Origin of the sequence: uncultured Reyranella sp., from assembly GCF_945957355.1 — a bacterium.
In the GTDB taxonomy this organism is placed as follows: Bacteria; Pseudomonadota; Alphaproteobacteria; order Reyranellales; family Reyranellaceae; genus Reyranella.
Genome location: NZ_CAMFKM010000005.1, coordinates 181,908 through 201,275 on the forward strand (window position 1 = coordinate 181,908; position 19,368 = coordinate 201,275).

At 65.9% G+C, this 19,368-nt stretch carries 23 protein-coding genes and 1 pseudogene; 17 read left to right on the plus strand and 7 right to left on the minus strand.

The window, feature by feature from the left end; all coding sequences use genetic code 11:
- Window positions 1-76: 76 nt before the first annotated feature.
- Entirely contained in the window at window positions 77-211 is a 135-nt protein-coding gene (locus Q0Q48_RS10560; RefSeq protein WP_295137210.1) for a hypothetical protein, read from the plus strand.
- Window positions 212-230: 19 nt separating this feature from the next.
- Here the strand turns inward: Q0Q48_RS10560 and Q0Q48_RS10565 are convergent, their stop codons facing one another.
- A complete protein-coding gene (locus Q0Q48_RS10565; RefSeq protein WP_295137213.1) occupies window positions 231-965 on the minus strand; it encodes a sulfite exporter TauE/SafE family protein in 735 nt (244 codons plus the stop codon).
- 103 nt (window positions 966-1,068) lie between these two features.
- Here Q0Q48_RS10565 and Q0Q48_RS10570 point away from each other — a divergent pair, with 103 nt between their 5' ends.
- From Q0Q48_RS10570 to Q0Q48_RS10605, 8 genes and pseudogenes are all read left to right on the plus strand, one after another.
- Complete coding sequence (locus tag Q0Q48_RS10570; protein ID WP_295137215.1) at window positions 1,069-1,908, plus strand: universal stress protein; 840 nt, start codon at window positions 1,069-1,071, stop codon at window positions 1,906-1,908.
- Between the two features lie 13 nt (window positions 1,909-1,921).
- Entirely contained in the window at window positions 1,922-3,265 is a 1,344-nt protein-coding gene (gene hemN, locus Q0Q48_RS10575) for an oxygen-independent coproporphyrinogen III oxidase (protein WP_295137217.1), read from the plus strand.
- Between the two features lie 13 nt (window positions 3,266-3,278).
- A complete protein-coding gene (locus Q0Q48_RS10580) occupies window positions 3,279-3,494 on the plus strand; it encodes a hypothetical protein (protein ID WP_295137219.1) in 216 nt (71 codons plus the stop codon).
- Between the two features lie 98 nt (window positions 3,495-3,592).
- Window positions 3,593-4,720: pseudogene (locus tag Q0Q48_RS10585) on the plus strand (PAS domain S-box protein); the annotation flags it as partial.
- Window positions 4,713-5,324 (plus strand): response regulator FixJ, encoded by a 612-nt coding sequence (gene fixJ / locus Q0Q48_RS10590; protein WP_295137221.1) that lies wholly within the window; start codon window positions 4,713-4,715, stop codon window positions 5,322-5,324. The pseudogene Q0Q48_RS10585 and the gene fixJ, both read left to right, overlap by 8 nt.
- 50 nt (window positions 5,325-5,374) lie before the next feature.
- On the plus strand, window positions 5,375-5,746 hold the full coding sequence (locus Q0Q48_RS10595) for a response regulator (protein ID WP_295137223.1): 372 nt from the start codon (window positions 5,375-5,377) through the stop codon (window positions 5,744-5,746).
- Between the two features lie 13 nt (window positions 5,747-5,759).
- Window positions 5,760-6,725 carry an ABC transporter transmembrane domain-containing protein gene (locus Q0Q48_RS10600; protein WP_295137225.1) on the plus strand — a complete coding sequence of 322 codons (966 nt, stop codon included), beginning with the start codon at window positions 5,760-5,762 and terminating at the stop codon, window positions 6,723-6,725.
- Window positions 6,726-6,747: 22 nt separating this feature from the next.
- A complete protein-coding gene (locus tag Q0Q48_RS10605; protein WP_295137227.1) occupies window positions 6,748-7,494 on the plus strand; it encodes a helix-turn-helix domain-containing protein in 747 nt (248 codons plus the stop codon).
- A 150-nt stretch (window positions 7,495-7,644) separates the two neighbouring features.
- Here the strand turns inward: Q0Q48_RS10605 and Q0Q48_RS10610 are convergent, their stop codons facing one another.
- On the minus strand, window positions 7,645-7,794 hold the full coding sequence (locus Q0Q48_RS10610) for a hypothetical protein (RefSeq protein ID WP_295137229.1): 150 nt from the start codon (window positions 7,792-7,794) through the stop codon (window positions 7,645-7,647).
- Between the two features lie 25 nt (window positions 7,795-7,819).
- The gene (locus tag Q0Q48_RS10615; RefSeq protein WP_295137231.1) at window positions 7,820-8,233 is read right to left on the minus strand and encodes a translational machinery protein; all 414 of its coding nucleotides are present in this window, start codon (window positions 8,231-8,233) and stop codon (window positions 7,820-7,822) included.
- 369 nt (window positions 8,234-8,602) lie between these two features.
- Between Q0Q48_RS10615 and Q0Q48_RS10620 the strand changes: the two genes are divergently transcribed.
- The 4 genes from Q0Q48_RS10620 to Q0Q48_RS10635 are packed head-to-tail and all read left to right on the plus strand — an operon-like array spanning window position 8,603 to window position 12,329.
- Window positions 8,603-8,944 (plus strand): hypothetical protein, encoded by a 342-nt coding sequence (locus Q0Q48_RS10620; RefSeq protein WP_295137233.1) that lies wholly within the window; start codon window positions 8,603-8,605, stop codon window positions 8,942-8,944.
- Window positions 8,941-9,228 carry a hypothetical protein gene (locus Q0Q48_RS10625; RefSeq protein WP_295137235.1) on the plus strand — a complete coding sequence of 96 codons (288 nt, stop codon included), beginning with the start codon at window positions 8,941-8,943 and terminating at the stop codon, window positions 9,226-9,228. The genes Q0Q48_RS10620 and Q0Q48_RS10625 overlap by 4 nt, the downstream gene beginning before the upstream one ends.
- 9 nt (window positions 9,229-9,237) lie before the next feature.
- Window positions 9,238-10,731 carry a thymidine phosphorylase family protein gene (locus tag Q0Q48_RS10630; protein ID WP_295137237.1) on the plus strand — a complete coding sequence of 498 codons (1,494 nt, stop codon included), beginning with the start codon at window positions 9,238-9,240 and terminating at the stop codon, window positions 10,729-10,731.
- Window positions 10,728-12,329, plus strand: a complete 1,602-nt coding sequence (locus Q0Q48_RS10635; RefSeq protein ID WP_295137239.1) for an MBL fold metallo-hydrolase — start codon at window positions 10,728-10,730, stop codon at window positions 12,327-12,329. Before Q0Q48_RS10630 ends, Q0Q48_RS10635 begins: the two co-directional genes overlap by 4 nt.
- Window positions 12,330-12,392: 63 nt before the next feature.
- On the opposite strand, the gene Q0Q48_RS10640 is transcribed toward Q0Q48_RS10635, so the two are convergent.
- Window positions 12,393-12,872 (minus strand): DUF992 domain-containing protein, encoded by a 480-nt coding sequence (locus Q0Q48_RS10640; protein WP_295137241.1) that lies wholly within the window; start codon window positions 12,870-12,872, stop codon window positions 12,393-12,395.
- Window positions 12,873-13,031: 159 nt separating this feature from the next.
- On the opposite strand from Q0Q48_RS10640, the gene Q0Q48_RS10645 reads away from it, so the two are divergent.
- Window positions 13,032-13,391: a phasin family protein gene (locus Q0Q48_RS10645; protein ID WP_295137244.1), complete on the plus strand. Its 360-nt coding sequence runs from the start codon at window positions 13,032-13,034 to the stop codon at window positions 13,389-13,391.
- A gap of 30 nt (window positions 13,392-13,421) precedes the next feature.
- Here the strand turns inward: Q0Q48_RS10645 and Q0Q48_RS10650 are convergent, their stop codons facing one another.
- Together Q0Q48_RS10650 and Q0Q48_RS10655 are read right to left on the minus strand one after the other, a co-directional pair.
- Window positions 13,422-13,733: a cytochrome c gene (locus tag Q0Q48_RS10650; RefSeq protein WP_295137246.1), complete on the minus strand. Its 312-nt coding sequence runs from the start codon at window positions 13,731-13,733 to the stop codon at window positions 13,422-13,424.
- A gap of 30 nt (window positions 13,734-13,763) precedes the next feature.
- The gene (locus Q0Q48_RS10655) at window positions 13,764-14,027 is read right to left on the minus strand and encodes a hypothetical protein (RefSeq protein WP_295137248.1); all 264 of its coding nucleotides are present in this window, start codon (window positions 14,025-14,027) and stop codon (window positions 13,764-13,766) included.
- Between the two features lie 201 nt (window positions 14,028-14,228).
- On the opposite strand from Q0Q48_RS10655, the gene Q0Q48_RS10660 reads away from it, so the two are divergent.
- Complete coding sequence (locus Q0Q48_RS10660; protein ID WP_295137250.1) at window positions 14,229-14,810, plus strand: DUF308 domain-containing protein; 582 nt, start codon at window positions 14,229-14,231, stop codon at window positions 14,808-14,810.
- On the opposite strand, the gene Q0Q48_RS10665 is transcribed toward Q0Q48_RS10660, so the two are convergent.
- Window positions 14,811-15,554 carry a tetratricopeptide repeat protein gene (locus Q0Q48_RS10665; protein WP_295137252.1) on the minus strand — a complete coding sequence of 248 codons (744 nt, stop codon included), beginning with the start codon at window positions 15,552-15,554 and terminating at the stop codon, window positions 14,811-14,813. It lies immediately after the preceding gene.
- Window positions 15,555-15,820: 266 nt separating this feature from the next.
- Here Q0Q48_RS10665 and ppsA point away from each other — a divergent pair, with 266 nt between their 5' ends.
- Window positions 15,821-18,220 carry a phosphoenolpyruvate synthase gene (ppsA, locus tag Q0Q48_RS10670; RefSeq protein ID WP_295137625.1) on the plus strand — a complete coding sequence of 800 codons (2,400 nt, stop codon included), beginning with the start codon at window positions 15,821-15,823 and terminating at the stop codon, window positions 18,218-18,220.
- Window positions 18,221-18,280: 60 nt separating this feature from the next.
- On the plus strand, window positions 18,281-19,354 hold the full coding sequence (locus Q0Q48_RS10675) for a zinc-binding dehydrogenase (RefSeq protein WP_295137255.1): 1,074 nt from the start codon (window positions 18,281-18,283) through the stop codon (window positions 19,352-19,354).
- Window positions 19,355-19,368 lie beyond the last annotated feature (14 nt).

The following is a 19,368-nucleotide window of genomic DNA, read 5'->3' on the forward strand; positions in this document are numbered from 1 at the left end:
GGGTGCGGGTCCGCTTAGCCACCTGTCTAGAGAAGGAGCGCCGTGCGCGGTGACGGCATGGGTACAGGAGGGCGACATGACCAAGCATGACAAGAGGATGACCTCCGGAGAGTTCGTCCATGACGTCAGTGCCATTGGATTGTGGCTGTTCGTCGCCATCCTGCTCGTTCTGGCTGCGGGCGCCGCTTTCGAGTCTCTCGCGACCCGCTGAATCTCGACAAACCCGGCTGCTAGAGCCTCTGGCCCGCCAGGGCGAGCATGACCAGCGCGTTGCCGGCGAGGAGTGGAGGGCTGACCCAGCGGGCGATCGTCCGCAGGTGTCGCCGCATGATCAACCCGCCCCAGCCGACGGCGATGAGCGCCGGCACGGTGCCCACTGCGAAGCACGACATGGCGAAGGCGCCCGTCACGACTGATCCGGTTCCAGCCGCCGCGGCCAATGCAGCATAGAGCAGGCCGCAAGGCAGGAACCCCAGGACGATGCCCAGGCCATACCGCGCAACCGAAGTCTGTGAGGCAGAGAGGGGGGCGGCGAGCCGCGCCACGAGATTTGTCGCGGGCGACGCGGCGTTCAGGGCGAGGCCGAGGGCCTGGGCTGCCAGCAGGCCGGCTGCCGCGACCAGCAGGGCCGCCGACAGCCAGTTGAAGATCTCGAGCGAGGCGAAGACAGCCGTTGCTCCGCCCGCGAGGGCCCCAAGCCCTGTATAGGTCGTGAAACGGCCGAGATGGTAGGGCACGAGCAGTGCGCCGGCGAGGCGGTGCCACTCGCCATAAGGCCCGCCCGCTGGCCGTTCGGCATCGGCCATGACCTGACCCAGGACGAACGGGCCGCACATACCGACGCAATGCACGAGGCTGCCGGCAAGGCCGGCCAGAAGCAGCGCCGCCGGCAGGCCAAACGGCATCGATGCGGCGGCCATCAGGCCGTCGCCGCACATCGCAAGGAACCGGGAGAAAATATCCATCGCCGGCAATGGACCACGATTTTCACCGGTGGCGATTGACCTGCGTCAAGGTCCTGCCCTTCGGCGGTCGGCACGATGGCATTCGATCCACAGGAGGCTGCCCATGACCTACAAGACGATCTTGGTTCACTGTGATGCCGCTCCGAAGGTTGGCCAGAGGCTGACCGTTGCGGCGGAGCTGGCGGAGCGCTATGGCGCCCATCTGGTCGGCATGCATGCCCGCCCGCCGCTCGAAGCGCCCATCTTCTTCGAGGGTGGCGTCGCCATGGATTCCCTGTTCGCGAGCTACGAAGCCAGCGCCGACGCCGACCAGGCCGCTGCGCTCACGGCCTTCCAGAAGGCTGTCAAGGAACGCCGCGTTCCGTCCCACGAATGGCGCGTGACCGACGGCTTCATCGATTCCGAGCTCGTCATCCAGGCGCGTTATACCGACCTCCTCGTCCTGGGTCAGACCGATCCCGATGCCCAGACGCCCACCCCGTCGGACCTGCCCGAAGCCGTCGTCCTGGCAAGCGGCCGGCCGACCCTCGTCGTACCGCATATCGGGGTACGCGCCCCGATTGGCGAGTCCGTGCTGCTCTGCTGGAATGCCAGCCGCGAGAGCGCGCGCGCCGCGGCCGATGCCCTGCCGTTCCTCCGCAAGGCGAAGAAGGTCGTCGTCCTCGTGGTCGATCCGCGGACATCGCCCGACGGTCATGGCGCGGAGCCGGGTGCGGATGTTGCGCACTGGCTTACCCGGCACGGAGTCAACGTGACGGTGCAGCGCGACGTTGCCGCGGACAGCGATGTCGGTGCCGTCATTCTCTCTCGTGCCGCGGATATCGGCAGCGACCTGATCGTGATGGGGGTCTACGGCCATTCGCGCGTGCGCGAGATGGTGCTGGGTGGCGTCAGCCGCACGCTGCTCGCGAGCATGACCGTCCCTGTGCTGATCTCCCACTAAGGGCCCTGCACTGATGGACGCCCAGACCATCGCCGCGTACGACCGCTCGGTCCCCCGCTATACGAGCTACCCGACGGCAGCGCAGTTCCATGGCGCCGTCGGAGCGGTGCAGCACAAGGCCTGGCTTGCCGACCTCGAGCGAGCCTGCTCGACGGTCTATCTCCACGTCCCCTTCTGCGCACGCCTGTGCTGGTACTGTGCCTGTCACACGGCGGCGATGAACCGCGTGGATTCGCTCGGCGCCTATGCCCAGGCATTGGCGAAGGAAATCGATCTCGTCGCCGAAGCCGTTCCCGGGCTGATGGTCGGCCAGATCCAGTGGGGGGGCGGCACGCCGTCCCAGCTCGGCCACGCGAACCTCGTCGAGGTGTCGAAGCGGCTCGCCGGACGCTTCGACCGGCGCAGCGGCTCGGAAACCTCGATGGAGGTGGATCCCCGCTTCTGCGATGACGAGTTCGTGTCGACGATGAAGGCGATAGGCGTCGATCGCGTGAGTCTCGGCGTGCAGGACTTCGACCTGGACGTGCAGAAGGCGATCAACCGGATGCAGTCGGTCGAGGACACGGCTTCCGCCATTGCGAGGGTCCGCGCCGCGGGCATCCGCCACATAAACATCGATCTCGTCTATGGCCTGCCCCGGCAGACGCCGGAGACGCTGGCTCGCACACTCGACGCCGCTCTCGAGCTGGCACCGGATCGCTTTGCCGTCTTCGCCTATGCGCACGTACCCTGGATGAAGGCCCGCCAGCGCCTGATCGACGCGGAGAGCCTGCCTGGGGCGGCCGACCGCGCCGCCATGGCGGAGCTGGTGGCGCAGCGCCTCGTCGAGGGAGGCTATACGAGGATCGGGCTCGACCACTATGCGCACCCGAGCGATCCGCTTGCCACCGCGGCGGACCGCGGCCGGCTGCGGCGCAGCTTCCAGGGATATGTCGTGGTCGACCAGCCATCGGTCGTCGGCCTGGGCGCCTCGGCGATTTCCAGCCTGCCGCGCGGGTACACCCAGAACGTGGCGGATCCGGCGCGTTATCGCACGTACATGGAGGCCGGATGCTTCGCCGCGGTCCGGGGCCTCGAGTTCGCGGGAGAGGACCGGCTACGGGGCGAGATCATCGAGAAGCTGATGTGCAATTTCTCGGTCGATCTCGGTGATGTCTGTCGCCGTCACGGCGCGTCGGCCGAATCGTTCCTTTCCGACGTGGCGGCGCTTCCCAAGCTCGTCAGTGACGGGCTGGTCCGGCGCGATGGTGAGTCCCTGCACGTCACCGAGCACGGGCGCCCGCTGCTGCGTTTCGTGTGCGCCGCGTTCGACGCCCATCTCGGCCACGTCGACGGCCGGCATTCCCGCGGCATCTGAAGAAGGAATCGTCATGAGTACTTACGAAATGGTCTCCCGGCACGTCGAGGCGGCGCTGGCCGAGGCATCGAAGCAGGGGATAGCCGACGACGTGGTCGCGCGCTGCCTGCTCTCGGAGGCGATTCGCATCTTCCGGCTGGGCCGTCCGAACGACGACATCGCGGCCGAACTCACGGCGGCCATCGACAATCTCGACGAGGACGCGCCGCTCTCCTTCATAAGACCCTGATTGCCTCCGGCGCTCCGGCGCGTGCTATAGTTCACGTGTCATGGTGATGCGCCGATGAGCCGGATGCCCCGATGAGCCATACGTCGATCGCGCTTGCGCTCGAGGCAGCGGAGGCGCGCCTGCGGTCCATCCTGCAGACCGTGCCCGACGCCATGATCATCATCGATGAGCGTGGCCGTATCGAATCGCTCAGCACGACGGCGGAGCGCCTGTTCGGGTACGACGCGGACGAAGCGTGCGGCCGCAACGTCAGCCTGCTGATGCCGTCGCCCTATCGCGAGCAGCACGACGCCTATATCGAGCGCTACCTCACGACCGGAGAGCGGCGGATCATCGGCATTGGCCGCATCGTCGTGGGCCAGCGCAAGGACGGAACGACGTTCCCGATGCACCTCACGGTGGGCGAGTTGCGCACCGGCGACCGCCATCACTTCACCGGCTTCATCCGCGACCTGACCGACCAGCAGCTCACGGAGGACCGGCTGAAGGAGCTGCAGTCCGAAGTAACCCATATGTCGAGGTTCACGGCGCTCGGCGAGATGGCGTCGACGCTTGCACACGAGATCAACCAGCCGTTGACGGCCATCAGCAACTACCTCAAGGGATCGCGCCGGCTGCTCGAGCGCATGGAAGGCGAGAACGTCGACATGCTGCGGGATGCCGTCTCCAAGGCGGCCGACCAGGCCCTGCGGGCCGGGCAGATCATCCGTCGCCTTCGCGAGTTCGTGGCGCGAGGGGAGAGCGAGCGGCGGATCGAGAGTCTTCCCAAGCTGATCGAGGATGCGAGCACGCTCGCGCTCGTCGGTGCGAGGGAGCACGGTATTGCGGTCACGTTCAGGCTCGATCCCGGCGCCGATCTCGTCCTGGCGGACCGGATCCAGATCCAGCAGGTGCTCGTCAACCTGATGCGCAACGCCATAGACGTGATGAGCGAGGGAGGGGAGATCCGGCGGCTCGATATCGCCACGGTCGCGGGCCCCGACGATCAGGTCGAGGTAACTGTCGCCGACACCGGATCGGGCCTCGCGCCGGAAGTGGCGAGGCAGCTTTTCCAACCCTTCGTCACGACCAAGCGCAAGGGCATGGGCCTCGGCCTTTCGATCTGTCGCACGATCGTCGAGGCGCACGGTGGAAAGATCTGGGTCGAGTCGCCTGCGGATGGCGGCACGATCTTCCACTTCACCCTGCGTGCCGCCGCAGACGACCGGGAGACGGACGATGCCTAGCCAGGTCGTTCACGTGATCGACGACGATGTCGACGTCCGGCAGTCGCTCGCCTTCCTGCTCAGCACCGCAGGCCTTGCCGTGCGCGTGCATGATTCCGCGATCGCATTTCTGAAGGTCCTGCCGGACGCCCAGCCGGGGTGCGTGGTCACCGATATCCGCATGCCGGAGATGGACGGGCTGGAACTGCAACGCCGCCTTCTAGAGCTCAAGGCGAGCTTTCCCGTGATCGTGATGACCGGCCATGGCGATGTGCCCATGGCGGTGGAGGCCATGAAGGCCGGCGCCGTCGACTTCATCGAGAAGCCGTTCGACGACGAAACCCTTCTCTCCGCGATCAGGTCGGCACTCGACAGCCATGCCCGCAATCGCGAGCGCGAGGACCGCGTGGTCACGATACGCAAGCGTCTCGAGGCCCTGTCCGGCCGGGAGCGCGACGTCCTGCGGGGGCTCGCCGCCGGCAAGGCGAACAAGGTGATCGCCTACGATCTCGGCATTAGCGCCCGCACGGTCGAGGTCTATCGCGCCAACGTGATGACCAAGATGCAGGCCGACAGCCTCTCCGAACTGGTGCGCATGGTCCTCCTGGCCGAGGGAGAATCCTAGAATTTGCGCTGGATCAACGCGGCACCGGCCGCTTTGGGCGACTTTGCTGCATGTCGAAGGCTCCCGATGTCATTCTGCTCGTCGATGACGATGCTGCCGTGCGCAACGCGCTCAAGTTCTCGCTGGAGATGGAGGGATTCAGTGTCCGGCTCTTTGCCACGCCGGATGCCCTGCTGGCCGAGAAGGACCTGCCCGCCGGCGCATGCCTTGTCATCGACTACCGAATGCCCGACATCGACGGGCTCGAACTCGTGGAGCGGCTGCGGAGCCGGGGCGTTGCCCTGCCGATCCTCCTGATCAGCGGCCGGGTAACGCGCTCCCTGCGATCCCGGGCCTCCAGTCTGGGGATCAGCGATGTGCTGGAGAAACCGCTTTCCGATCTGGCCGGCAGCATCAGGCGAGTCCTGGATGCGAGGTCCTGACCGTCATGTTTCGATGCCGGCGACGCTCCTCGGATTCGTGATCCGCTCGTCGGGCCGCCATCAGGCGGCCTTGGCCGTCCTGTCGATCCTGGTCTTCCTCCTGAGCGCGGCTCCCCTGGAGCTGCAGCGCCGTGTGATCAACGTCCTGGTGGACCGCGGCGCCTTCGAGTCCGTGTTGTGGCTGGCTGCCGCCTATGTCGGCGTCGTGCTCTCCGAGCAGAGCCTGAAGCTCTGCCTCAACGTCTATCGCGGCTGGGTCGCGGAGGATTCGGTGCGGCGCCTGCGCAGTCTCGTCGGGGAATATGCCGGCCGGGCCAAGCGTGACGTCAGCGGCGAGGAAGCCGGAGTCGAGATTTCCATGGTGCTCGAGGAGGCCGAGCCCATCGGCAGTTTCACAGGCGTCAGCCTGTCCGAACCCCTGCTCCAGGGCGGCGTGCTGGCCAGCGTGATCATCTACATGTTCTATCTCGACTGGCGTCTGGCGTTGCTCGGCCTTGCATTCTTCCTGCCGCAAGTCGTCTTCGTTCCCTTCCTGCAACGCGCCATCAACCGCCGCGCCCAGTCACGCATTCTGGTCAAACGCGGCATCAGCGGCGGGCTCGTCAGCCGGGTCTCCGGAGGGCGCCGGTCGCCGGAAGGCCAGGCCGAATGGGGGTGGACGCACGATCCGATCGAGCGCGTGTTCGTGCTCAACATGGGCATCTACAAGCTGAAGTTCACGATGAACCTGCTGATGAACATGATGCACCACCTGTCCGTCGCCTCGGCGCTTTGCTTCGGCGGCTGGCAGGTCCTGCAGGGAAAGATTGAGGTTGGAACCGTCGTTGCCGTGGTGGCGGGTCTCGGCAAGCTCAACGATCCCTGGGGCGACGTCGTGAACTGGGCACGGGAATTGGCCGTGGTGGGCATCAAGTACCGGCTGTTCGCCGGCGTCCTGGACGATCTGGTGACCCCGCCGGAATCGGGGGAGCCTACGTAGAATCCCTTAGTTCAAGACCCAAATGGCTGGCCGCCCGCCGGGGGCCTATCCCTGTGTCCGCCACAGACAACCCAGTCGGGAGCCAGCCATGCACACGAATTCAGCCATTCACGCCCGTGTTCCGGCCGCCGTCGCCCTGCGTGGTGCCGCAAATATGCAGCATCCGGGTACGGTTACGGCCGGGCAGCCGCGGATGCTGACCAAGGGTGAGGAGCTGTTCGCGGAAGGGGATCCGGCCGAGTACTTCTACAAGGTGGTTTCCGGCGCGATCCGCACTTGCAAGCTGCTGAGTGATGGCCGTCGGCAGATCGATGCATTTCACCTTCCTGGCGACGTATTCGGTCTGGAGGCGGGTGCCGACCACCGCTTTACGGCCGAGGCCTTGGGGGATGCCACGCTCGTGGCCTATCGCCGCTCGCGCCTGTCCGAGCTGACGGCAGCGGATCCGGCGTTCGGCAACCAGGTCCTTGCTTCGATGATGAAGTGCCTTGGCCGTGCCCAGGACCACATGCTCCTGCTCGGCCGCAAGACCGCCCATGAGAAGATTGCGACCTTCCTGCTCGACATGGCCAGCCGGATCTCGAGCGACGATGAACACGTCGAGCTGCCGATGCAGCGCTCCGACATCGCCGACCATCTCGGCCTCACGATCGAGACCGTGTCGCGCACGCTGACGTGCTTTGCGCGTCAGGGCCTGATCCGGCTGCAGGCCGGCAGCCGGTCGGTCGATCTCTGCAATAAGGCTGCCCTGCGCAGGCTCGACGCCTGAGCCGTCACCGGTACGGCGGGGCGGACGATACGGCGCGGCGACAGGGACGCCTGCTGGCACTTCACCGTCTGGGCGGATCCACCGGATCATATTCAGGGTGTTCGCGGCCGTCCTGATGGGCGGCCGATTGCAGTTCTACGGATGCGCCGGTCAGCGATTGACTGGCTGCTGCTTGACGACGGCGACGGCTATCGCCGGTTGCGACCGCAGGTATTGTGCGGTCGCCGAGGCCACGGAAATGCTCAGCAGCATGAACGAGCCGCAGGCAAGCAATAGCAAGTAAATCGGGATGTCGGTCATCGGACTCTCCTTGCCTCCACGATGATCAGTGGGAAACGGCGCCGATCGGCGCGTTGGGGCGCAATCGATCGATCGCCTTGAAGGACCGCCGTGCATAAGCGAGCAGCTCCCCATCGGTCGGATGATCCATCGCCTCGACGCCGACCAGCATCGCCTTGACGTGCGGCAGATGCTTGTCGAGGTGCCGGACGAGTTCCTCCTTGGCCTGGGCAGGGCCGACCAGGAGCCATTCCTGGGTGCCGCGCAGGGCGTCGACGATATGGTCGAGGAAACTCAGGTCGAGGGCCGCATGGCCCGCGCCGATGACCCCCGCCTTGTGGTGCACCTTGCGGAACGGATTGTGGGCCTTGATGTTCTCGCGCTCCACATCGTCGGCGTTGAAGCGAAACACGTGGGCTTCCTTGCTGTCCATCCAGACGATGGCGTGACTGTGGGTCATGGTTTCTCCCGAAAACGATATAAATATCCTGCGTCCGTCGATGCCGCGATGCGTTGATTCAGGTCAATCGGTCGACGAGGTCGGATCGGATGGCCTTCGCGGTATGGCAGTGGCGCGTAGTTCGCTCATGCCCTTGCCGGTTCGCGGATCCACGACGTGCAGCCCGTTGCACGCCAGGCAGTGCTGGCCAACGAATGCGGGCAGGGGTCCGTTAGGATCCTCGTAGCGGCCCTGAACATTGTAGCCCGTGGTCGGGCAGCGAAAGACGAACGTGCGCACGATGTCATTATGTCTCCGCACTCATGGTGCGCTTTGACTCAGGTCAAAGCGGAGACGGCCTCCGCCGACGATCTTCATTCTCAAAGGGGAATGCTCATGACCAAGTGCGCTTCCAAGGACAGGTTCGGCTACCTCGGGACGGAGGCGGCTGCCCTGCGCGAGCATCTGGACCAGGCATCCGCGGCGATTGCTCGCGCTGCGCAGAGCGAGGGCACGGAAGCGGCCACCGCGGCAGCCGAAGCAGCGCGGGAACTACTGGCGCGCGCGGCCCTGCTGGCCGACGAATGGGCCGACAAGGCCAAGGGTGCGGCACAGGCGGTTGAAGCGGGGCAGGAAGGGCTTGCCGAAATCGTCCGGCGGAAGCCGCTCACCGCGCTCGGGGTGGCAGCGGCCACCGGCTTCGTGCTGGCGCTTCTCATGCGGCGCAAATGAGCATGGCCTCGGAAACCGGAGCCTTGCTGGTCGCCCTCGCCCGGTCGGCGGCGACCTTGAGCGCAGGCGTCCTCGTCGCCTCGGGGCGGCGGCTCGCGGCCACCGTGGCCGGCTATCTCGTGGTCGGCGTGCTGCTGGCCGTCAGCCTCGCCTTCCTGACCCTGTCGGCCTATCGCGCCATCGTCGCGTCGGTCGGCGATGTCTATGCGCCCCTGATCGTCGGCTGCTTCTACCTGGTGGCGGGACTCATCTCCGCGCTCGTCGTGCTGGTGCGCCGTCGCTAGACTGGCTTGATGCTCAAAGTCCGGAAGCTCGGGATCGACGCCTGCCAGGAAACCGTCGCCTATCTCGCTCGCCACTGCGAGCACTATCGCGCCCAGGAATTCGTTGCCCTCGCCCGGATCGAGATCTGGGGCGGTGGCCGCCGCATCGTCGCCACCCTGAATATCGTCGATGACGAGGCGATCATGGCGAGGGACGAGCTCGGCCTGTCCGAACTCGCCTACCGTCAGCTCGGCCTTCCGGCGGGAACGCTTGTGGAGATTGCGCAGGCCGGACCGCCGCCCAGCCTCGACCATGTGCGCGCCAAGATCGATGGCGCCGAACTGGACCCGGTCGCCTACCAGGAGATCGCACTCGACCTTGCTGCGCATCGCTATTCCAAGATGGAGATCGCCGCCTTCCTGATCGCCAGCGCGCGTTTCACGACGGCACCGGAGGTCCTTTCGATGACCCGGGCCATGGCGGCCGTCGGAGGTCGCCTGTCGTGGGGCAGCGACATGGTGGTCGACAAGCACTGCATCGGCGGTATCCCGGGCAATCGGACCTCGATGATCGTCGTGCCGATCGTGGCAGCGCATGGCCTTACAATTCCCAAGACGTCTTCGCGCGCGATCACATCACCGGCAGGCACCGCCGATACGATGGAGGTGCTGGCGAGGGTCGATGTCGGCTCGGACGAGATGCACGAGATCGTGGCGGCCGAGCATGGCTGTCTGGTGTGGGGAGGGCATGCCAACCTGTCCCCGGCAGACGATGTGCTGATCTCGGTCGAGCGGCCGCTGGCGATCGACACGCCCGAGCAGATGGTTGCCTCGATCCTGTCGAAGAAGCTGGCGGCCGGCTCGACGCACCTCGTGCTCGATCTGCCGGTCGGGCCGACGGCGAAACTGCGCGACCGCGAGCGTTTCCTGCGGCTGCGCAAGCTCTTCGAATATGTATCCGACCAGGTAGGGATCAGCACGGATGTCCTCGCGACCGACGGCAGCCAGCCGATCGGTCGCGGCATCGGTCCGTGGCTGGAAGCCCGCGACGTGATGCAGGTGCTGGAGCGGCATCCGGATGCACCGCGGGACCTGGAGGAGCGCGCCGTCCTGCTGGCCGGGCACGTGCTCGAGTTCGATCCCGCGCTGCGCGGTGGCCAGGGGATCGTGCGGGCGCGCGAACTGCTGCATAGCGGCGCGGCTCTTGCGAAGATGCGGCGGCTGATGGCGGCGCAGGGGGCACCCCCGCAGCAGGTCACCCTCGGTACCCTTACGCATGACGTGGCGGCCGCCCACGACGGGGTCGTGTCGGCGATCGACTGCCTGCGCCTGGCGCGAATTGCCCGCCTCGCCGGCGCGCCGATGGACAAGGGGGCGGGCGTGGACCTGTTCAAGCGGATCGGCGATCCCGTGCAGCAGGGCGAGCCACTCTACCGGATCCACGCCGCTTTCGAAGCCGACTTCCGCTTCGCCACCCAGTTGGCCGCTGCCGGCGACGGCATAACCATTGGACGACGCGCATGACCCTTTCTCTCCATATCCATGGTGCCGCCGGCACCGTCACGGGATCCTGCCACCGGCTGGTGACGCCGCGCGGCGCCTTGCTCGTCGATTGCGGCATGTTCCAGGGGCCGAAATCACTGCGCGCGCTGAACTACCGGGCCTTTCCCTTCGCGCCTGCGGAGATCGGCGCGGTGCTGTTCACTCATGCCCATATCGATCACAGCGGCCTGTTCCCCAAGCTCACGCTCGCGGGATTTCAGGGCCCAGCCTTTGCCACCGAGGCGACGCGCGATCTGCTTCGCTGGCTGCTGCCCGATGCGGGCGCCATCCAGGAATACGACGTCGAGCGCCTGAACCGCCGCAACGCCCGCCGGGCCGAGCCCGAGGTCGTGCCGATCTATACGCGTGCCGACGCCGAGGCTTCACTCTCCTTCATCGACGCGAAGCCCTACGATCGCTGGTTCGAGCCGCTGCCCGGCGTGCGGGCCCGCATGCGCAATGCCGGCCACATTCTCGGCAGCGCCTTTATCGAGATCGAAGTCGATGCCGCGCCGAGCCCGCTGCGACTCGTATTCTCCGGCGATGTCGGGCCCCTCGACAAGGCCCTGCAGCCCGATCCCGCGCTGCCCGGGCGCGCCGATGTGGCATTGGTCGAGTCCACCTACGGCAATCGTTCCCGCGAGCCCATCTCCGAGGCCGGCCGCAGGGCCGTCCTGGGTCGCGAACTGGAGGCAGCACTGGCAGCCGGCGGTAATGTCGTCGTGCCGGTCTTCGCGGTCGAGCGTACGCAGGAAATCCTGGAAGATATCGCGGAGCTGAAGCGCGGCGGGAAACTGCAGGGCGCGCAGGTCTTCCTCGATTCGCCGCTGGCCGGCCGGACAACCGAAGTGTTTCGGACCCATCGCTCCTCCCTCAGCCGGTCGGAGGGGGGACATGCGTTCAGCGGCGGTGAGTTCCGGTTGAGCGAGACCGTCGATCAGAGCCGTGCAATCGGGCGTATCCATGCCGGCGCGATCATCCTGGCCGGTTCCGGCATGTGCGATGCCGGAAGGGTCAAGCATCATCTCAAGGACAATCTCTGGCGCACCGATTCCACCATCCTCTTCGTCGGATACCAGGCGCCCGGCACGCTGGGGGCGCTGATCCGCGGCGGTGCCGCGCAGGTGCGTATCCACGGCGAGGAAATAGGAGTCAGGGCGCGCATCCGGTCGATCGATTCCTATTCGGGTCACGCCGATCGCGAGGAGCTGACCGCCTGGTGCAGGCCGATGCTGGACGGCCTCGGCTCGCTCATGCTCGTGCACGGGGAGCCGGAGGGGATAGACGGCCTCTGCGACGCGCTTGCCGTGGCCGGCGTCGAACGGCGCAGGATCATCGCGCCGACCCTCGACGAGAGGTTCGTGTTCGTCCACCGCGACGGCCGGTGGATGGCGACACCCGAGGCGGATGGGATACCGCGTCTCCCGGCCGACGCCGCCAACGTGCGGCGCGACTGGCACAACGACTATGCGCAGATGCTGTTGGACATACGCCGGGCCCTGCAGGCCGCTCCCGACGATGCGGCACGGCATCGGCTCCTGCAGCAGCTGCGCCGCGCGCTGGGCAATGGCGGCCCATAGCGGCCATGGCGGAAGCAGGATGCGGCCCGAACCCTTTCGGGCGCATCCTGTCGCGAGATTTGCCTACTTGGCTGCCTTGAGCGTCACCTCGGCCAGTCCGCCGGCGACGTTCAGGCCGACATTGCCCTCGACGCTGACCGGTTGCAGGCTGACCTGCTTGTTGCCGCCGCCGATCAGGACGTTGGCGCCCGCGCCCACGCCGACCGAGGCGCTTGCCGTCGGACCGACATAGTCGCCCGCGAGCGCACCCTTGGCGACCTGGCCCGGCGCGAAGACCAGCCACACGACGTGTCCCTGCTTGGTGAAGCCGAGATCTACGCCGTACTTCTTGATGGTGCCCGTGTAGTGCTCGGCCGTGCCGTCGGTCTTGGCGAGGATGCAATCGAGATCCTTCGAGGACCCGAACACGAATCCGACGCCGCCGGCAACCGTACAGGTCAGCGAACCAACATTGACGCCCTTGGGAGGCGTCTGTGCCTGCGCCGCAAGACCGAGGGGAAGAATGGAAAGTGCCGCCGTGAGGGCCGCAGCATAGATGTTCATCACTTGTCTCCTGGTCAGACGGAAAAACTATCCGATTTATGTAGTTTAGGGCGCAACCAACCCGAGAGCGTTGATCTGCATCAAGCTCGTGCGGGTTGATGCAGATCAACGGCCGGTGACCCGTCTGCGCCTATGGTTTCATCGGATGCGGAGGGTGAGATGAACGACATGCAAGCGGACAAGCTGCCGAGCGTGGAGTCACTGCCGGCGGCAGATATGTGGAATTCGGCGATGTCGAACTGTGCCGATTCCTTCGAGGAATGGGCGGCGGCCGGTGTGGCCTGGCAGAGCGAGGTTTCGCAATTTGCCGAGCGTCGCCTCAAGGACAATTTCTCGACCTGGCTGACGCTGCTGTCCGCGCGCGACGTCGCGAGCGTCTGGCAGGCCCAGAGCGCCTGGAGCGTTCGCGCCGCCGAAGACTATTCCGAGGAAGCCAAGCGTCTGGCCGAGTTGGTCACCAGCGTGACCCTTTCCGGCGCGACGCCCGAGGCCCAGCAGACGACGCGGCTTCTGGGATAGGTCGCCTCGCGGGCCCGCGGTTCACGCCGGCTATCGGAGGCTCAGGATATAGTTCACCAGGGCCTGACGTTCGCTATTGCTGAGAGAGAAATCAGGCATGCGTGTGTGGCCCGTCGAGAGATAGGCCTTGAGTTGCTCGGCGTTTGTCGTGGGCTTGGCCGCAATGGCGGAGAAGCTTGGAATGCCATTTGCGCTGGCGGTCCTCGGTGCGGGCTCGACGATGTGGCATGCCATGCACCAGCGTTCGGCCAAGGCCGCTCCATAGCCCGGGGCCTGCGCCATCGAGGGAAGCGGCAGGAGCACGAGCAGCAGGGCGATCATTCGGTTCATCGACTTCTCCATGATCCAAAGGTCCGTGACGATCGGGCAGGCTCAGGAACGGCGCGTTGCCCGGAAGAGCGCGATGCCGACAAACAGCACCAACAGCGCTGGGATCAATCCGAACAAGGCGACCTCGAGGGGATCCCTCGCCGAGCGCGACAGGAAGGCCAGCCAAGTATGCTCCGTCTGGCACAACAGACGCCCATCGACCTGCTGGACGCACGACATGCGAACGAAGAGCATCCAGCCGATCCACGACATGGCGCTGCCGACCAGCCACAGGGTGATCAATGCCCGTCCGGAGCCCATTTCCATTCCCCCGCCTGCCTTCGAGATCAACTCTACTGGATTCCCCGTCGCAGGACTTGCTCCAAATCAAACACACGCCGGCGGCTTCCTGTACCCCGGTGACTTGATGGAGGCACGGCCCCGCACCGCGTTTGCGCGCCAACTGGTCCCAGCCTAGCCTTGGCGGCGGCCGGGATCGTCGGCTGCATTCTCTCTGGAAGGCGTTTCATGAACAACCTGCCGGGACAGGGCATCGCAGGCCGCGATCGAGAGCCCCTCGAGGCCGTGGCATCCGATTACGGCCGGCTGCTGTTGCTGCGGGGCATGGTGGCGCTGCTCCTTGCATTCCTCGTCTTCTTCTGGCCCAAGCTCACCATAACCGGTCTGGCGATGCTGTGGGGCGGCTACTCGCTTGTCGATGGCGTTCTCGCCCTTGCCGCCGCGGTCGGCGGCCGGAGCGGCGCACCGCGCCTCTGGCTGGGCCTGATCGGATCGGCCGGGCTGCTCTGTGCCGGCGGCACGCTGGTCGCGATCGACGAAGTATCCGCACATCTGGTCGGCATCATTTCCGTCTGGGCCATCGTGACCGGTGCGATGCAGGTCTGGGCCGCGCTCGAGGTGCGCAAGGCAGTCGATGGTCATTGGATACTGGTGTTCGATGGAGCGGGTGCGGTTCTGTTCGGGGTGGCCCTGGCCTTCTGGCCGAACCTCCAGGCGGAGGCCCTGCTATGGTTGATCGGGTGGTTCGCGGCGGCAGTCGGCGGCCTGCTCGTGAGCGTAGGCTACTGGCTCGGCCGGACGACCCCGTAGTTATCGAGAATCCCCAAGCGAGATCCCGAGCCTGGCCATGTGTTCGGCGATGTCCGGCTTGATCGATGCCGCCGCAGCGACGTCACCGTCGCCGCCACCCACGTCTCCCTTCATGCGCCGGGCTACGCCACGGCCGAACAGTGCGTAGGGGTTGTCGGGCTGGCTCTTGATCAGCATCGTGTAGTCCGCGATGGCGTCGTCGTAGCGTTTCAGCTTCAGGTAGGCGATTGCGCGGGACGCATAGGCGCCGGGATACTTCTGCTTGAGACGAAGGGCCTCGTTGCAGTCCGACAGGGCTTGTTCGAGTTCTCCCAGGACGGCTCTTGCGAAGCACCGGTTTCCAAGTGTCACCGCGCTCGAGGGATTGAGCCTGACTGCCTGGTCGAAATCCTCGATGGCCCGCTCGTAGCGTTCCAGCGCGATGTACGTCGCACCCCGGCTGTTGAAGGCCTCAGCATCCAGCGGGTTGGTCCTGACCGCCCGGTCGTAGTCCTCCAACGCCTGTTCAAACAGGCCCTTGTCGTCGTAGGCGTCGCCGCGATTCTTGTAGGCCGTGGCCAGGTCGTCCCTGTCCACGAGGCCTCGGGAGATGACAGCCGTGCAACTGGTGATCACTTGGTCGGACGCCGCGTCCTCGTAGCACTTCCGGTAGAACGCTTCGTAGCCCTGCGCGCGCGGCGCCTCGGCAACCGCCGTGCAGAACACGCCCGACAGGATCGCCAGAAAGGTCCATGTCTTGGCCATGCCGAAAGCTACCAGCGCCTGCCCGGCGGAACATGATCCAGATCAAGCACGGCGAAAATCATTCGGCGGTCGGTCGGGAGGATGACTCCGGGGCGGTCCTGCTCTCCTGTATGGCGCCGTATGTGTTGACGTACATCAAGGACGGTCTTGACTGCAGTCCTAGATTGCCTCGCATTCCGCGATGGAATGGGGGCACACATGCTGCGTCGCCGGCTCGGTCTCTTCTTCATCTCCGGCGCCCAGCACGATCGGGTCATGGGCGCGCGATGACCATGTCATCCTCCAAGGTCCGGTGGTTCCGGGATCTCCGCGCGACCGATGTGGCTGTGGTCGGCGGGAAGAACGCGTCGCTCGGAGAAATGGTCTCGGCGCTGTCCGGGCAGGGCGTGAAGGTGCCCGACGGCTTTGCCCTGACGGTGGAAGCATATCGCGAGGCGCTTGCCGCAAGTGACGCCTGGCCAAAACTCGCGGCCTTGCTCGACGGGGTCGGCGCGAATGACGTCAGGCGCCTGGCCGTAGCAGCCGCCGAAGCCAGGGCGATCGTCTATGCCGCGACGGGAACCGACCAGATTCGCACGATGCTGGTGGAGAACTATCGGAAGCTCGAAGCAATATACGGGGCGCGGGTCGCGGTCGCCGTCCGCAGTTCCGCCACGGCCGAAGACTTGCCGACGGCCAGCTTCGCGGGCCAGCATGACAGTTTCCTCAACGTCCGGGGCGTCACCCATCTCGAGGAGGCATGCCGCAGGTGCTTTGCGTCTGCCTTCACCGACCGGGCGATCGTCTATCGCAATGCCAACGGTTTCGATCACCTCAAGGTCGGTCTCTCCGTCGGCATCATGAAGATGGTGCGCTCCGACCGGGCGGCCAGCGGCGTCGCGTTTACACTCGACACCGAAAGCGGCTTTCGCGACGTCGTGCTGGTGACGGGCGTCTGGGGACTTGGTGAGAGCATCGTGCAGGGCAAGGTCGACCCCGACGAGTTTCATGTCCACAAACCGACCTTCCGCTCCGGCAGGCGATGCGTGCTAAGCCGGTCCCTCGGCGGGAAGCAGCAGCAGCTGGTCTACGGGACAGATGCTGACGCCGGTTCCACCTTCTACGTCGAGACGCCGGCCGAGAAGCGTGACCGATTCTGTATCACCGACGCCGAAGTACTGGAATTGACCGCCTGCGCCCTGCGGATCGAGGAGCACTATTCGCGATTGGCGGGTGAACCGCGCGCGATGGACATCGAATGGGCCAAGGACGGCCCGGATGGAGCCCTTTTCATTGTCCAGGCGCGACCCGAGACGGTGATTTCGAGACGCTCGCCTTCGCTTATCGAAACCTACAGGGTCCGAAGCGCGGTCGCTCCGCTGATCGAAGGGCGGGCGGTTGGAGAGAGGGCAGCCAGCGGGAAGGTGTATCACGTCGCGAGTCCCGCAGACCTGGCCGGCTTTCCGCCGGGCGGCGTGCTCGTGGCGAGTTCCACCAGCCCCGATTGGGAGCCGGCGATGAAGAGGGCGGCCGCGATCGTGACCGACCGGGGCGGGAGGACCTGCCATGCCGCCATCGTGGCGCGTGAGCACGGCATACCGGCCATCGTCGGCGCGGCGGAAGCGACGACGAGGCTGGTGCAGGGCGGGCATGTGACCGTGTCGTGTGCCGAAGGCGAAACCGGCCGCGTCTATCCCGGCGAGCAGCCGATCGAGATCATCGCGCGAGATGTCGCGGACCTGCCGAGGCCGCGCACGCCCGTGATGGTGAATCTGGGTAATCCGGACCTCGCGTTCCGAACGGCCATGCGACCGAACGATGGCGTCGGCCTGGCGCGGATGGAATTCATCATCAATCAGCACATCGGAGTCCATCCGATGGCGTTGGCCCGTCCGGAAAGGGTAACCGATCAAGCGGATCGCGAGCAGATCGCGAAGCTGACCCGCAACTTCGACGATCCGAAGGACTTCTTCATCCAGCGCCTTTCGGAAGGCATCGGCACGATCGGCGCAGCCTTCCACCCCAAGCCCGTCATCGTGCGCCTGTCGGATTTCAAGACAAACGAATATGCCAAGTTGCTGGGTGGCCGCGGTTTCGAGCCGCGCGAAGAAAATCCGATGCTCGGATTTCGCGGCGCCAGCCGGTACACGCATCCGGCCTACGCGGACGGCTTCGCCCTGGAATGCGCCGCGCTGCGTCGTGTTCGCGAAGACATGGGGCTGGAGAACGTCCGGATCATGGTGCCGTTCTGCCGCCGGGTGGAGGAAGGCGCACAGGTCATCGCCGCGCTCGAGAAGAACGGCCTGAAGCGCGGCGAGAAGGGGCTCGAGGTCTACGTGATGTGCGAGATTCCCAACAACATCATCCAGATCGATGCGTTCTCCCGGTTGTTCGACGGATTCTCGATCGGGTCGAACGATCTGACGCAGCTCGTCCTGGGTGTCGACCGCGATTCGAGCATGGTCTCGTTCGAGTTCGACGAACGCGACCCGGGCGTGCTGGAGATGCTGCGGCAGGCAATCGAAGGCGCTCATCGCAACGGACGTCATGTCGGCATCTGCGGCGAAGCGCCGGCCAACTACCCAGAGGTTGCGTCGTTCCTGACCAGGCTCGGTATCGATTCGATCAGCGTCAATCCCGAGAGCGTCGCGCAGACGATGGAGGTCGTGTTTCGCGCGGAGGCTTGAGGCATATCAATTCCCCGACGTTCCCGCGCGCCTAGCGTGGCGTCGAACAACGGAGGAATCATGCCAAAGATGATGGCGGCAGTCTTTGCCGAGCCGGGCCGGATCGTCCTCGAGTCGCGACCGGTGCCCGATGTCGGTCCCTTGGATGCGCTGGTGCGCATCAGCACGACGACGATCTGCGGCACCGACGTACACATCCTTCGCGGAGAATATCCCGTCGCCCGGGGGCTGATCGTCGGCCACGAGCCGGTCGGCATCATCGAGAAGCTGGGATCCGAGGTCAGAGGCTACAAGGAAGGCCAGCGCGTGGTCGCAGGCGCCATCACGCCGAGCGGGCACAGCTACGCCTGCCTTTGCGGCGCGCATTCGCAGGACGGACCGGCGACGCGGCATGGCTTCAAGCCGGCCGGTGGTTGGCGCTTCGGCAACACGATCGACGGTTGCCAGGCGGAGTTCGTGCTGGTGCCGGATGCAATGACAAATCTCGCGCCGGTGCCGTCGAACCTCACCGACGAACAGGTGCTGATGTGTCCCGACATCATGTCGACCGGTTTCGCGGGCGCCGAGGGCGGCAGCGTCCGGATCGGGGACATCGTGGCGGTCTTCGCCCTCGGTCCGATCGGCCTCTGTGCGGCGCTGGGCGCGCGGTTGATGGGGGCCACGACGGTGATCGGGGTGGACACCGTACCGGCGCGACTGGCCGTCGCCCGCAAACTGGGGATCGACCATGTCGTCGACTTCAAGAAGAGCGATCCCGTCGCGGCGATCCGCGAACTCACGGGCGGCCGTGGCGTCGACGTCGCGATCGAGGCGCTGGGAACGCAGCAGACCTTCGAGAACGCGCTTCGCGCGTTGCGGCCGGGCGGCACGCTATCGAGTCTCGGCGTCTATTCGTCGGACCTGCGCATTCCGCTCGACGCCTTCACGGCAGGTCTCGGCGACAACAAGATCGTTACGTCGCTCTGCCCGGGAGGCAAGGAGCGCATGCGGCGGCTGATGAGCGTCATCGCCGCGGGAAGGGCCGACCTGGGCGCGCTGGTGACGCACCGCTTCAAGCTCGCCGAGATCGAGCAGGCCTACGATCTCTTCTCCCATCAGCGCGATGGGGTCCTGAAGGTCGCGCTCACCCCCTGAACCGAAGGACCCGA

Bases quoted from the DNA above. Each gene is read 5' to 3' on its own strand.
- Q0Q48_RS10560 (WP_295137210.1), top strand. From the start codon at position 77: ATGACCAAGCATGACAAGAGGATGACCTCCGGAGAGTTCGTCCATGAC.
- Q0Q48_RS10565 (WP_295137213.1), bottom strand. From the start codon at position 965: ATGGATATTTTCTCCCGGTTCCTTGCGATGTGCGGCGACGGCCTGATG.
- Q0Q48_RS10570 (WP_295137215.1), top strand. From the start codon at position 1,069: ATGACCTACAAGACGATCTTGGTTCACTGTGATGCCGCTCCGAAGGTT.
- hemN (WP_295137217.1), top strand. From the start codon at position 1,922: ATGGACGCCCAGACCATCGCCGCGTACGACCGCTCGGTCCCCCGCTAT.
- Q0Q48_RS10580 (WP_295137219.1), top strand. From the start codon at position 3,279: ATGAGTACTTACGAAATGGTCTCCCGGCACGTCGAGGCGGCGCTGGCC.
- fixJ (WP_295137221.1), top strand. From the start codon at position 4,713: ATGCCTAGCCAGGTCGTTCACGTGATCGACGACGATGTCGACGTCCGG.
- Q0Q48_RS10595 (WP_295137223.1), top strand. From the start codon at position 5,375: ATGTCGAAGGCTCCCGATGTCATTCTGCTCGTCGATGACGATGCTGCC.
- Q0Q48_RS10600 (WP_295137225.1), top strand. From the start codon at position 5,760: ATGCCGGCGACGCTCCTCGGATTCGTGATCCGCTCGTCGGGCCGCCAT.
- Q0Q48_RS10605 (WP_295137227.1), top strand. From the start codon at position 6,748: ATGGCTGGCCGCCCGCCGGGGGCCTATCCCTGTGTCCGCCACAGACAA.
- Q0Q48_RS10610 (WP_295137229.1), bottom strand. From the start codon at position 7,794: ATGACCGACATCCCGATTTACTTGCTATTGCTTGCCTGCGGCTCGTTC.
- Q0Q48_RS10615 (WP_295137231.1), bottom strand. From the start codon at position 8,233: ATGACCCACAGTCACGCCATCGTCTGGATGGACAGCAAGGAAGCCCAC.
- Q0Q48_RS10620 (WP_295137233.1), top strand. From the start codon at position 8,603: ATGCTCATGACCAAGTGCGCTTCCAAGGACAGGTTCGGCTACCTCGGG.
- Q0Q48_RS10625 (WP_295137235.1), top strand. From the start codon at position 8,941: ATGAGCATGGCCTCGGAAACCGGAGCCTTGCTGGTCGCCCTCGCCCGG.
- Q0Q48_RS10630 (WP_295137237.1), top strand. From the start codon at position 9,238: ATGCTCAAAGTCCGGAAGCTCGGGATCGACGCCTGCCAGGAAACCGTC.
- Q0Q48_RS10635 (WP_295137239.1), top strand. From the start codon at position 10,728: ATGACCCTTTCTCTCCATATCCATGGTGCCGCCGGCACCGTCACGGGA.
- Q0Q48_RS10640 (WP_295137241.1), bottom strand. From the start codon at position 12,872: ATGAACATCTATGCTGCGGCCCTCACGGCGGCACTTTCCATTCTTCCC.
- Q0Q48_RS10645 (WP_295137244.1), top strand. From the start codon at position 13,032: ATGAACGACATGCAAGCGGACAAGCTGCCGAGCGTGGAGTCACTGCCG.
- Q0Q48_RS10650 (WP_295137246.1), bottom strand. From the start codon at position 13,733: ATGGAGAAGTCGATGAACCGAATGATCGCCCTGCTGCTCGTGCTCCTG.
- Q0Q48_RS10655 (WP_295137248.1), bottom strand. From the start codon at position 14,027: ATGGAAATGGGCTCCGGACGGGCATTGATCACCCTGTGGCTGGTCGGC.
- Q0Q48_RS10660 (WP_295137250.1), top strand. From the start codon at position 14,229: ATGAACAACCTGCCGGGACAGGGCATCGCAGGCCGCGATCGAGAGCCC.
- Q0Q48_RS10665 (WP_295137252.1), bottom strand. From the start codon at position 15,554: ATGGCCAAGACATGGACCTTTCTGGCGATCCTGTCGGGCGTGTTCTGC.
- ppsA (WP_295137625.1), top strand. From the start codon at position 15,821: ATGACCATGTCATCCTCCAAGGTCCGGTGGTTCCGGGATCTCCGCGCG.
- Q0Q48_RS10675 (WP_295137255.1), top strand. From the start codon at position 18,281: ATGCCAAAGATGATGGCGGCAGTCTTTGCCGAGCCGGGCCGGATCGTC.